General features: G+C 33.5%; 12 protein-coding genes. All 12 read right to left on the bottom strand.

What is annotated here, in order from left to right; genetic code table 11:
- Positions 1 to 178: 178 nt before the first annotated feature.
- A complete protein-coding gene (locus M9897_11385) occupies positions 179 to 1,747 on the bottom strand; it encodes an IS1182 family transposase (protein ID MCO5269481.1) in 1,569 nt (522 codons plus the stop codon).
- Positions 1,748 to 1,988: 241 nt separating this feature from the next.
- Positions 1,989 to 3,023 carry an NAD-dependent epimerase/dehydratase family protein gene (locus tag M9897_11380; GenBank protein MCO5269480.1) on the bottom strand — a complete coding sequence of 345 codons (1,035 nt, stop codon included), beginning with the start codon at positions 3,021 to 3,023 and terminating at the stop codon, positions 1,989 to 1,991.
- Between the two features lie 145 nt (positions 3,024 to 3,168).
- Positions 3,169 to 3,849: an MBL fold metallo-hydrolase gene (locus M9897_11375; protein MCO5269479.1), complete on the bottom strand. Its 681-nt coding sequence runs from the start codon at positions 3,847 to 3,849 to the stop codon at positions 3,169 to 3,171.
- 68 nt (positions 3,850 to 3,917) lie between these two features.
- Positions 3,918 to 4,487: a Crp/Fnr family transcriptional regulator gene (locus tag M9897_11370; GenBank protein MCO5269478.1), complete on the bottom strand. Its 570-nt coding sequence runs from the start codon at positions 4,485 to 4,487 to the stop codon at positions 3,918 to 3,920.
- Between the two features lie 766 nt (positions 4,488 to 5,253).
- Positions 5,254 to 5,916, bottom strand: a complete 663-nt coding sequence (locus M9897_11365) for a hypothetical protein (protein MCO5269477.1) — start codon at positions 5,914 to 5,916, stop codon at positions 5,254 to 5,256.
- Between the two features lie 29 nt (positions 5,917 to 5,945).
- Positions 5,946 to 7,892, bottom strand: a complete 1,947-nt coding sequence (locus M9897_11360) for a M4 family metallopeptidase (GenBank protein ID MCO5269476.1) — start codon at positions 7,890 to 7,892, stop codon at positions 5,946 to 5,948.
- A gap of 253 nt (positions 7,893 to 8,145) precedes the next feature.
- Positions 8,146 to 8,376, bottom strand: coding sequence for a hypothetical protein (locus M9897_11355; protein MCO5269475.1), 231 nt, complete (start codon positions 8,374 to 8,376; stop codon positions 8,146 to 8,148).
- 97 nt (positions 8,377 to 8,473) lie between these two features.
- The gene (locus M9897_11350; protein MCO5269474.1) at positions 8,474 to 8,971 is read right to left on the bottom strand and encodes a hypothetical protein; all 498 of its coding nucleotides are present in this window, start codon (positions 8,969 to 8,971) and stop codon (positions 8,474 to 8,476) included.
- A gap of 354 nt (positions 8,972 to 9,325) precedes the next feature.
- Entirely contained in the window at positions 9,326 to 10,564 is a 1,239-nt protein-coding gene (locus M9897_11345; GenBank protein MCO5269473.1) for a hypothetical protein, read from the bottom strand.
- 282 nt (positions 10,565 to 10,846) lie between these two features.
- The gene (locus M9897_11340) at positions 10,847 to 12,019 is read right to left on the bottom strand and encodes a hypothetical protein (protein ID MCO5269472.1); all 1,173 of its coding nucleotides are present in this window, start codon (positions 12,017 to 12,019) and stop codon (positions 10,847 to 10,849) included.
- Positions 12,020 to 12,037: 18 nt separating this feature from the next.
- Positions 12,038 to 12,700, bottom strand: coding sequence for a hypothetical protein (locus tag M9897_11335; GenBank protein MCO5269471.1), 663 nt, complete (start codon positions 12,698 to 12,700; stop codon positions 12,038 to 12,040).
- 81 nt (positions 12,701 to 12,781) lie between these two features.
- Positions 12,782 to 13,354 (bottom strand): Crp/Fnr family transcriptional regulator, encoded by a 573-nt coding sequence (locus M9897_11330; protein MCO5269470.1) that lies wholly within the window; start codon positions 13,352 to 13,354, stop codon positions 12,782 to 12,784.
- Between the last annotated feature and the right edge of the window lie 39 nt (positions 13,355 to 13,393).

Here is a 13,393-nt window from a genome sequence, read left to right as displayed (position 1 = left end):
ATTGTTTTTTTTGATGATGCAAAAGTCAGAAAGAGATGTTACGAGCTGGTTAAGAGAAGTTTAAGATTTGAAGAAGATAATGTTGTTGAGTGGTGTTTTAACTTGCAAATAACGGCAGTCTGTCTAAATACCGTCTTTATCTATATACTCTCTACTAAACTACTCATTTATTTTCATTTTAAACCACTTTAGAATACTCTTTTTTAAAAACACCAATCGTTAAATAAGAAAACAAAAACCTGTAAAACGCATCTAAATGCTTTATATAATACGAAAAATTCAAATCAAGCTCTCTTAGATACTTTTTGAGTGCATTTTGGTTAAGAAGATTGAATATTCTACGTAAATTGAAAGCTGTAAAGATGAGTCCTACGTCTGCCGAAGCCCTTTCTTTGCCTTTTTTTGTTACGATATAATAAAAATCCCATTGTCTCTTTATGATTCCAAAGGGGTGCTCCACGATTGCCTGTCGTTTTTTATAGATTTCATAATTTTCTCTTACTCGCTTCTTGTTTTTTTCTAGCAAATGGGCATAGATTAATCGTTCAATGACTCGCCCACGTTTATTGGCTGCTTTGGTGCATAAATCGTAAACGGGACACGTTTTACAGGCATCTGTTTTGTACTGCTTCATTCGGATGGATTCTTGCTTCTTTCTTCCTGGATGATTTCTACTTTTGGAATACCATTTCCCATTGGATTTTAATGTGTTTCCCTGTGGACAGGTGTAAGAGTTAGTTTCTTGGTTATAGGTAAATTCGGAAATGTTATAAGCAGGATCAGGTGCCATGGAAGAGGTGGGTAAATCGGGAACAGCAACCAATACATCAACTCCTAATTCTTCTGCTTTTTCAAACTCTGTTCCGGTGTAATATCCTTTATCAAATATGGCTGTAAATTCATTGTGACCTAAAACTTCCACAGCTTGTTCAAGCATTCCGCCCATTGCTTTGGAATCGTTTTCATTGGTTACTTCGTAATTGATTGGAATGCTGTGTTTTTCATCCACTGTTGACTGAACATTATAGGCTACCTCTGTAATGACATTTCGAATAATTAACTGCCTACTCTCAGGATCAGATGTAGAGATTTGAACCTCTCCTGTTTCTTCTAGTTGTTTTTCTAAATCCTTATATTTCTGTTGGTGTTGGAGGTGTTGCTCTATCTTTTGTTTTGCTTTTAACTTTTGTTCAACATCCCCATCTTCACTTGCAAGAACTGCATTGTATTCCTCTAGTTTTGTTTCAATATAAGCAAGATGTCTATCAATTTTTGCTTGGTTGTAGTTGTTCTTTTTAGAATTTTGGGCACGTAATTTTGTGCCGTCGCCAGCAAGTAGTTTTCCGCCAATCAAATCAAAGTTTTTGGCAAGCTCCACAGTAGCTCGAAACACTTTTTTGATTGCTAAAGGATTGTCCTTCCTGAAATTAGAGATGGTATTGTGGTCGGGGGCGAGTCCTCGCATAAGCCACATTACTTCCAAGTTTCGGTTACACTCTTTTTCCAAAAGTCGAGAGGAGCGGATGCGATTCATGTAGCCATATAAAAATAACTTCAATAAAACACTTGGATGATAAGCAGGTCTTCCTCCCTGTGGATTGACTTTGTCTTCTACAAAACCAAAGTCTGCCAAGGGTAAACTATCCACAAAAAGCTCAATCAACCGAACTTCATTGTTTTCATCAATTCGCTCCTCTAAGCAAAATAACTCGAATTGAGTTCTGTCTTTTCCGATGATGTATTTCATAGGATGAATATACTGAAAATCAATTAGATGATAAATATTTAAGGATGTAAGTTATTGACAATTAGAATGTTAATAGGTTGGGGGTTTTTAGACAGTTTGACGTTTTGGCGGCTTGACGCAGGGCGGATTTTACCGACAAATGTTGATACGAAGATAATACTTTTTTCTTACCGAAAATGTTCAATCGGAGCACTTTGCCCGCCTTGCGTTCAAACCGCTTGTTAGCGGGTCGGGTAATGTTCTATAACATTTTCAGTTCCTCCATTTCAATTATCATATCTTTTAAAGTCTTTTCGAGAGGAGTGAGTTGAAGGTTAAAATCATTTATGACTTTTTGAGAATTAATTTTTATAGAATAACCAACATTTTTTTCTACAAATTGTCTTGTTAAATTAAAAATAGGCGCAAACAGATAAAGTAATAATTTAGGAGCCTCTTTCTTAGGTAGTTGGTATTTATTTTTAAATTCGATTTGAATTATTTTAGCAAAATTCAATAAAGAAGCTACTCTCTCTGATATAATATATCTTCCTTTTGCATTTATGTCTTCCATAGCTTGTATATGAACTTTAGCTATGTCTCGAACATCAACAAAACCAAATTCTAAATTGGGTACGCCAAAACAATAACTCCCTTTTAAAAACTCTTTCATCAATATAATACTCCCAGAATCTGCATATTTAGACAGAGGAGGTCCCATAACAAATGAGGGGTTTATAGTAATTAATTGCCATCTTTGTTGAGATTCATATATTTTCCAAGCTTCTTTTTCAGCTAATAATTTGGAATAAGCATAGGGTTGATGCTTAATAGAACTAGTTGTATTAAATTGATTTTCATCAAATTCTGAGAGGTTCAAATTTTTCATATCTATATTATCTCCAAAAACAGCCGCTACACTTGAAGTCATAACGACTTTTTTAACAGATAGTGAGAGATTAACTGCACGAAGAACATTTCTTGTTCCTATTAGAGCTGGTTCTATAAGTTCCTTTTGTGCATTTTTTATCTTGGTTTGAAATGGCGAAGCCATATGAATAACATAATCGCAACCCATTACAACCTCATCAAACGAACCCATTTTTAATAAATCTGCTTCCCATATTTCAAGTTTACCCTTTGAAGATTCCGCATAGTTTACTAAAAATTGGATTTTGGAAAGATTATTTTTATTTCTTGTTGTTAGACGAACATTGTATCCTCTTTCTAATAAATTTTTAACAACCCAAGAACCAATATAACCTGTTCCTCCGGTAACCAATACTGTATAATTCATAAGTTTAATTGAATTAGATATATGCCTTTATTATTCATTTTATTTTTATTCGAGTTTTTTAATTTTTAGTCCATTGCCAATAGAAATGTCAACCCCGACTTAAGTCGCCATTCCGCTGCGCTACAGGGCGTTTAAGTCTTAAGTGTTAGCCGTAGTTCTTTTGTCTCTCAACAAATTTTTCAAACTCTTTATTCTTATTTAGGAGAACGGGACCGTGTCCAAAACAAATAATTTTCGGACTTAATTCAGATAATTTTTGCAATGAATTGATGTTCTCAATTTTGTTGGTTGTAAAAATATGGGGTGGAAGATGTAACCCTTTTATGGTGGTCAATAAGTTCATATTTGTTGCGACATCTCCGATTATCAAAACACCATCTTTTTCTCTGAAAAGTGAAATATGACCATCAGAGTGTCCCGGTGTTTCTATTACCCTAAAGTTACCAATCATATCATTTTCTTTGATTGTTTTATCAATTTTGTGTCCTCGACCTGCCCAATATTTTTGTTGCAATCGGGCAATAATGTTTTTGTTTGACGGATAATCTTTGGTTACAAACCCTGTTTCTGCACGATAGACTTCCTTTTGATGACAATATAGAGGTAAGTTGAAATCGTTACAAATTTTGTCGCTACTACCTTGATGGTCTGCGTGGGCGTGTGTTAGAATGTGTAGGTGAACAGGAATTTCTTGCAGATGTTTGGAAATATTTTTATACGAACTTCTAATTCCTGCATCTATCAAAACACCTTCAGCAATGTAACAGTTAATACTATTTCTTGGCATTAAAGGTATGTGATATATGTCTTTTGCAATTTGTTGCATATTCTTCTTATTTTATTATGCAAAACTAAACACACTTCTAATCGCAAAAGAGGACATTTGTCCTATAATTAATTGCCGGATAAATTTTTTCTAATCCTTGAAACCGTTCGAGGGGTAACACCTATAAAGGAGGCTAAATCACTAAGTTTAACTCTTCGAATAAAATCGGGATAATAGTTTAAAATGAACAGATATTTTTCCTTTCCTGATTTATTATTTAAATGAATCAAAAAGTTTTCTTTTTCTATCAATTCTTGTTCTGCAACGGCTTTAATTAGAAAATTAAATGAAGGGAATTTATCTAATAGATTTATTAAAGAATCTCTGTTTATGATTAATAAATCGCATTTTTCCATTGCTTGAATATTCTTTTTAGATGGTTGTTGATTTAAAAAACTTTCATATGAGGTAATAAATTGATTTTCTAACTTTAAACAGATATTTACCTCATTCCCTTTATCGTCAACTACAAAGCCCCGAAAAGAGCCTTTTACAACAAATGCTATTTGATTACAAATTATAGTGTCAGTAATAAAATATTCTCCTTTATTTAATTGTACTTCTTTAAATAAAGGTAAAGCAGATTCTATTTCCTCCATTTTCAAAAAGCTATGTGAATTAAAATATTTTTTTAACATTGTTTCATTTACTGATTTTATTTACCTGCCCGCTAACGTTGCGGCTGCTTCGCATCCGTTCTGATCCTTTTGATAATTCAATATAAATGTAATAAATATTTTCCTAGGATATATAATAATTGATTTGATTTATCCAGAATGGTGCGAAACAGCCAGTTATGGGGAGTACAATTCTATAGTCTTTGATAAAATGAAATCCATCTATTGAATTGTACGTAGTAGTTCACCCAGAAATAAATACAGCCGACCTCACGCTATTGTTCCGAGGTCGAATTGCTCTTATGTTTGACATAGGAGTCTGTTTGAACTCGGTAGGGGATTTTACCGATTAATAAAAACAACTTTCATCCGTTTTGGTAAGTGATTAATTAACGAAGGATAGAACAAGAAAAATAATCAATGATGTACTTTTTATTTTTAGTAAACTATTGACTTTCTAGTTTATTTTCGTTAATTTAAACTAAAATCTGTGGACGTGTCAACGTCACAAATACTCTAAAAGAGATATTTGCACGGTTTACCCGCACAGATTTTAGAGCAGAAAAATGATAAAATATTTTCTGCTAATAACTTACTACAAAACGGATGAAATGTTGAAAAAAATAAAAAATCCACGTACAATAACGTGGGGACGTTCCTATCTGTGGTGGACTATTCCCTCATAACGGCCCACAAACAGGCGCTAGGCGGCTAACACGTGTGTACATTTGCCGCTTGCGCTTGTTTGTTGTTAGCAAATCGTGCGTTTTTCCTTTTAGAGCCACCCTTAAAAATTAAATCCTATTCCAAATCTCCATGACAAATCAAAGCGATGTGGATATTTGTTATAGCCGTAAGTATCTTGTATTCGTTCTATTGCATTTTTATCATGCAAATAAACAAATCCAATTAAATCAAAATTTGAATATAATGTTAACCATCTTATAGGACTATATTCTATACCAGCCCGTAAATTCAATCCTAAGTCTCGTTGTATTCTTGTTTCGATTAGTGGTTCATATATATCTAAATATTGGAAATATCCATAATTAACAACAATAAATTCTGCTCCATGTCGATAATTTAAACCAATACCTATCGGAACATTAATTTTCGGTTTAGAGTAAATCAATTGAGAGTAATTTAGGTTGAAAATGTTAGATTGTCTTTCAGAAACAACGTTTTTAACTAATTCACTATAAACGTTTTGATAAATTTCATAATAATAGTTGTATTCAACAGAAAATCTTGATTTTGAATTGAGTTTTCGATCATATTGAATACCAAGCGAATTGTAAAACAAACCACTAAAAGGCTTAACTGCTTTGTTCGGGTGATTTGTGTTTAGAACCGGAGATTCATCGAAAAAACTATGAAAAAGTCCCGAATGGATAGAAATTCTATTATTCTGAGCAAAAATGGTACTTGGGGTGAAAGCCCCAAGTACCATTATAATTAACATATACAAACGACAAGTCATTAGTTCTGAACAATTATTCGTTTCACAATTTGACTACCATTAAAATCGAAATTTATCAAGTAAACTCCATTCGAAAGGTTTGAAATATCAGTCTGAAAAAACACCTGATTGGTTTCAAATTCTTTAATCAAATTTCCAGATAAATCAATTATTCTAATCGGACTAGCTGTTGACATTGGCAGTTCAATTGAAATTGAATTATTAGCAGGATTTGGATATATTAGAATGTTTTGATTTGATAAGTCTTCAACAGATGCAGTGTAAGTACAATTATTCAAATTACCAATTCCAACTGCGTACCAAGAATCAATTGTTGCTTGATGTTCGACAGAGCATTCACCGTAAAGAATTTTTGCTGCTTGAATTGTAGCCTGTCTGGCATCTGAATATTGAGAAGAACTTAATAATAATGATGTTTGTGCATAATAAGCAATTCTTGAAGCCTTATTTATACCAATTCCATCAACATCATAATAATTCGACAAATCATTTGTTCCATTATCACCATGCGCTAAAACATAAAACCACTTGTTAAGAACTCCAGAGTTGACATGTACACCACCATTATCTCCTGCACCAGTATACCAATTTAAGCCTAAGTATGTATCAGGTTGATTGTAAAGATTGGGGTCTTTCAAAGATCTTAAAGGCATATTTGGAATAAAATTTCCTATAACCCAATCTGTAGAACCTCCATCAAGCATTACTGCCTGTATAACTACTCCAAATATATCGCTAAATGCTTCGTTTAATGCGCCTGATTCATAAGAATAGGTTAAATTTGATGAATGATGAGTAACACCATGAGCAAATTCATGAGCTACAATCGACGGCTCTAAACCGAAATCCCAACCATTATCTTTTCCAAATCTTAAATCGTTGTGATCACTTCCGCCTGGAATAAATTGAGCATTATAAGCATTCCATTGCGTTCTGACGCGCACTTCTCTACTAGCATTATTCTGACCTGTTCTTCCGAAAACATTTCTGTAATAATCCCAACAAGTTGAAACATGGTAGTGTGTTGATGTCTCCGTTAAATACGTATTCCCCCAATTATCGTCATCGTCTTTGGTATTGTCTAACAATCCCCAAGCAGTACTTCCATTTGGATTCTTTTTGGTGTGTACAACTCTAGTTGCATCATTTGTTTGTAAAATGTACTTTTGAGTAAAACCACCTTTCCATTGAGTATCAATGATTTTAGAACCATAGCCATAAACTCCAGCAGGTCCATCATTGATGTGAGTAGAGTTGAATTTTAATACTATACCAGTATTAGCGTCAACATAATAAATAAATGTTTCAAATTCAGGCTGGATAACTGTAATTGAGATTTTGTACGCAAGATTATATCTGTTTCCAGAGTTAATTAATTGAATGTTCTTGACGGTATCTATAGCCCAGATAAGTTCGGAATTTGGATACCATGTTGCATTGCTATCAGCATAATCAAGTCTTATTTGCTGTTCCCAATCTTCATCATTCCATGCAAAAATGAGCTTTTCATCCTTTTTCAAATATTCAATTAGAATATTGATTGCTTCATCACCACTTAATCTTGGTCTATGGTCTTTTTTTATTGAATCAGCTATTTTTGCATTTATAAATTGAAGCGAGCCATATTTATCATAATGCTCAATGCAGCCAGCACCTTCAATCGGTATATTCATAAAAGTTTGCTGATATTTAAAATGTGTTAATCCAGCTAAGCTATCTACATGTTGATCGATAAGCACCATATTGTTGTTTAAATCAGGAGCATTCTGTCTATAAAGTTGATAAAGTTGACCCGCCTGAAAATTGTTAGGTGTGTTAAAATAGAAGAAACCGCTCTGAATCGAGTCAGAGAGGTAAGGTGATACATATTGTATGTACTGTTGATATTGCCCAAAAGTTAATTTGGTCAGGGCAATAAAGAATAGAATTATAATTTTTGTTTTCATTTAGATTTTTTTTTAAAGTAATTATTGAATTATTGTTTGTTCGATAATCAATTTTAAGGAGGCTCAATTCTTCTAATTTTTGTTCGTAGTGTAGTATAAATCCTCATAGTACCCGTTTTTGCATGTTTGCTAACGGTTCGGGGCTTGGCGTTCGGGCGGATTTTACGTTAAATTTAGATACGAAGATAAGACTTTTTCTTTAATGTAAAACCCAAGTACGAAGCGATTTACCCGCCTGACGCAAAACGACAGGTTATGAGAGGGTATTGGTATTTAATTGATAGCCAATTGGGATTCTTTTGGAGTTGTGGATATTATTTTCGAGCTCTTTTTCATGTATTTTCTCTAATGCTAACTCATCATCTTGATTGCTCTTTTTTAAATTAGTAATCAATTGAGAGATATTATTGTTTTGAATAATTAAGGCAACTAATAATGCCAATATCGCAAAACTTAAAACATATATAGGTAAGTTTTTATTCATTTTCATTTTTTTTAATTTGTCATGCTAAGTTATTAAAATAAGATGGACTATCCAATTTTAAATAGCCCATCTTTAAAGTTAAAGAGAGAGTTTTTTGTTATTCTACCTTAAATACTTTTGACACCTCTTCGTAATTTGTTAAATCTAAATTAGGATGGGTTTTCAAACCAGCTGAAGGAATAATTTTAAGATATACGTATTTATCATAAGAAGGTTTTTGTAAAGAAGTGGTACCATCATAATATGTAATCCGTATATTACCACTGAAGGTCTCATCAGCAAGACCATAAGTTACTCCTGTCTGTGCATCATAATATGGCATGAATTGTTTTCCTTGACCATTCATAACATAACCTACCAGAACTCCTTGATAAATAGAAGAGTGGGGATATTTATATTCCCAACATTTATACAAACTATTCCATGTCCATTCATAGGGTTTGATTGTCAAGTCAATATTTTCAATTTTCGGATCACTTGAAACTTGTCCTTGACTCAATTCATCTTTTGTGACATATTTTGACATATCTTCTTTCTTACAACTCACTAAAGCTGTAATTCCAATAAACAATAATCCCATTGTTAAGTATTTCATTACTTTCATATTCTTAAAAATTAAAATTTTCCTACTCGTTAGCTTTTCGGATTCCGCTCCGTTTTTTAAAATGGTTTCTGAACTCCATTTTAATTTTTTGATAAAATGATTGATTACTCGAAGTCAGAAATTGACCTCGAATTTGACTGTTTAAATAATGTAACGGTGGTTCACGTCCTTGCCTGAATCCGTTACGAAGCGTTTCTCTTAACTCTCTCATAACGGGAAGCTACTACTCGCTGGCCGATTTTTAGCATTTAACTTAGATACGAAGATAAGACTTTTTTCTAAAGAGAAATGTTAATCGAAGCGATTATTTCGGCTTGCGAGTAATAGCATGTTATAGGCAGTAATTTAATCTTTTCCGTAGGCTTCAAAACTAATATTTATAATTGCAAATTCCTCTGGTAAACAAATATTAGTTATGCTTTGTCTTACAACCTCAATAAAAAGTGGAGCAATTTGATCCGGTGTGAAATTTGCAATGCCACAGCCTATGCTGGTAACTAAAAATCTTTTATATGGATTTGCCTTTGCATATTCAATAAATCTATCAACATAAGGTTTTATTTCCTCTACTGAATCGAACATTGTTGGAATAGCATAAGTTTTTCCTTGAATGCCTTCACCTTGTCCTTGTATGGCACCCCATTTTAAAGCCTGCTTAGCTGCTCCTCCTGCATGGTTTCCCTCCTTATTACTACCAAAAACAAAAATCTCATCATACATTAAAGACGTAATATTATCTGAAGAAATTTGACCTCTTTTATCGTGTATTCGTTCAGCACCAATTAAATCACTTACCCAATTCATAACATCCAAACGATTTTCTGTAGAGAAAACAAATTCTTGCCCTCTACCAGTAGATTGAAAATAATTATCTTTCCAGTCGGAACGTTTGTGATGAGATATATCTATTTCTTTGAAAAAATCGGGTAGTTCCCAACGAGATGTACTCATCCCTTCTCTTGTCAAAACACGCATATGATTAAATTCTAGGCAATCGGCACCTTTCATACTTTTATCCCAAGATAGTGTTTTAGCTCCTATAAAAATTGCATTATTTTTGTTCTCTCTATCAATGTGTGGGTGTTTGTTTTTTCCTTTTTCCACTAACCAAGGAAATTCCTTTTCAGTAGGATTTTGTAATATTTCGTCAATTTGTAAATAGCCCCAAATAATATGTTTGGGTTTAGTACCCCTGATAAATTGGTATTTTCCATTTTTAATTTCACATTCCCGAAATAACCCAAAGAATAAAAATAAATCTCCTTTTTGTATTTCATAATTTTGTAAATGTGTTAAGGATGCCCCCACTTGTCCAAAAGCTGCTCTCCAATTTTTGGGTCTCAGATTTGCCTTTATTGCATTTTCTCTAATATCAGGGTCATAATGGCATTCTTTATTCCTAATTTTTCCATTACTTAACTCATATATGATTTCAAAATAATTTTTCCCTTTATATTCTAAATCTTCATATCTATTTACATCATTTGGAATTGGCAACGACAACAGCGTTCCATCTGGAAGAATTGGACTCGGTATTCCTCCACTCGAAGAATCAAATCCCTTACGACTTAGTATTATTTTCATGCTTTATTTTTTTATGTTCCGATTTATGTCAAATTAAGTCAATTACTTTCAATATATTAAGTTTTTATCAGTAATTATATTTAATCTCAAATTTCAATAGTGGGGTTGCCTATAACGGTTCGGGGCTTGGCGTAGTGGCGGCATTATAGCACTGCCGTTGATACGAAGCACCAAAGTTCAAATTTAGCAATAATGTTCATACGAAGCACTTCACCCGCCATTACGCCAAGCCCTTGTTACAGGCTGGCGCTAGTGTCGGTCGTGCAATTATTCAGGTCAATATTACTTAATAATATAAGTGTCAAGCGGTCGTCTGTATGAAAGATATGGTTCTGAACTTCGACCAATTCTAACAACCATTTGTATTTTTTGATTTCCTTGAATGTTCAATAACTTATCAAGTTCGTCACGAATTGCTTTCATCTCGTTATACTCTTGTATAGCTTGATTGTAAGGATGAGCATACAGATTTTGTTTTGTCAATGCAAGGCTAAAGCGAACATAATCTCTCCCGGATTTAATCCAGTCTTCGAATGTATTAGCTTCGGTTACCCAAATTACAATGCCCTTACTACTCTCAATTCCTTTGGCTACATTTTTCATTGACAAGCTTATGGATTTGTCGCTGTGCCATTTTTCCTTGTTTCCATTGTCTAATGAACTTTCCGCAAGATATTTCATAATGCCGTGATATCCCATTTGCGGAATACTTATTCCATCTCCCTTTTCTGCTCTTTGCTTTTCGGAAAAACGAAATAGATTTCTGGTTTCTTCATTTGTTCTGAAAGTTCTTGATTCAATTTCAAAGCCTTTGTTAAAAATTTCAAAGTAAGGTTTGAAATTTTCATTGATAAAAATCAACTGAGAATGTGAATTGCCTGCAATTTCTTTCAATGTTACAAATTCCTGTTTTGAAATCAAATCGCCTTTATATTCTCTTCTGTTTGTTTGCCTTTTGTTAATGTAACTTGAAAGTGAATCTATACTTTCTAAATCTTTCAGCAATTCAATTTTTGCAACAGGTTTTACGCCAAAGTCCTTTTGAGATTCGTAACCTTCAGGAAAATAAGTAACGTTAGATTTGTAGCCCAAAGTAGTAGCTCCAATGACTAATGTTTCAATAAAGCAGCCTGCTCCCATATGTATTTGTCTGCTTGGTGGATCAGTTGCAGGTAACAATATATTTTCATTCACATACAAATACATGGTTGTGTCATTGATTACTTTGAATTTCCATGATTGTGTGTTATGAGGACTTGGAGCATTTATCCCGATAGCAATTGCTTTTAAAATTGGTTGGCTAAAAGCATTTGGGTCTGGACGTTTTTTATTGTCTTGTTTATCGATTGAATTGGTTGTGGCACTAAATAAATTGTTTGAATTTCCGAACATTCCAAAGAATGCTGCTGCGGTCAAAACGGTTCCGCTTTTTACGATGAAGTCTCTGCGTTCCATGATTTTATTTTTTAAGAATTAGAACATAATACTATAGCCCAATGCAACATTGAATAAAAATGGCGTATTAGCAATTCCAATATTAGAGGCTTTTAATGTTTCATTTTGGTTTGTTATGGTGTTAAAATATTTGTACTCATTGTTGTCGAGAGATGACCACACATTTTGCCAATATCTAATGCTGGTTGAAGTGAAAATACCTTTGAGAAAATTATTTTGTTTTTCGAAAGGTTTCCATCTAAAGTATGCTCCAACACCTAAAGTAACTGTGTTGTAATCTACAATTTGGTTAATGGATTCCTTTCTGTCGGTGCCATCGTAGTAAGCTTCAAACTTATGAAGTTTTGGTTCAAAGCGAATATCGAAGTATTTATTCAATCGATATCCTACGCCAAAACCTGTTGAATAAGGAAGGTGATAAGCTACTGACTGTTCTTTGGCTTCACCTACAGTTGTGCCTGCACTACTTTCCAATTCTAGGGAGAAACCATGGGAATAATTGAACACCATTTTTGGCGTATAAAAGTCCACTTCAAAATTCCCGCCTTGTAGTAAAAGTGGTTGAATTGTTCCTGCTAAAAAGACAAGTTCTTTTGTCTTTTTAGGCTTTTCGGGACTTGTCTGTGCGTTAATAGATGCTGCAGAAATCAGCATTGCTGTAATTAAGATTATTTGCTTCATTTTGTTGCGTTTTATTTATTAATATTTACGCTACAAAAGTCCGCCAGTAATTTTCTAAACTACTGAACAAATGTTAAGAAATCACTTTAAGGATTCTTTTCTTAGTCTGCTCAGGTGTTGAGGTGTTATACCTAAAAATGATGCTGTGTATTGCAATGGAACGCTAAGGATAATATCAGGATTTTCTTTTATCATGCGTTCATAGCGTTCATTCGCTGTTTGAGATTGAAGCATGGCAATTCTTTTTTCCATGGTGATAAAAAGATTTTCTGCTATAATTCTCCGCCAAATATGAATTTTCGATATGCTGTCCGATAATGATTCTAATTCTTTCTTAGAAATGGTCATTAAATTAGTGTCTTCAATGGCTGAAATGTTTTCCGTTGTCGGGGTGTTAGTTAAAAAACTTGTGAATGAAGAAATAAAATTGTCGGGCATTACAAAGTAACAAGTCACTTCATTGCCTGAGTCGTCATTATAAAATACTCTAAGCTTCCCAGTTTGCACAAATGCAACATGGTCGCACACCTTACCTTCCTTCACCCAAAGATCACCTTTAGAAATTTTAATGTGCTTAAAAGCCTTTTCAACAATTGCTTTTTCGTCTGTTGTCAAACTTATTAATTGGCTAATATTTTCAGATAATGTTGTCATGGTGTCTGTTTATTCTGTCGGTCTGTTTACGCTTGCCTG

This window comes from Brumimicrobium sp. (assembly GCA_023957385.1).
GTDB lineage: Bacteria > Bacteroidota > Bacteroidia > Flavobacteriales_D > Crocinitomicaceae > Brumimicrobium.
The sequence above is the reverse complement of the archived record's forward strand: the minus strand, read 5'-3'. Positions and strand labels throughout refer to the sequence as shown.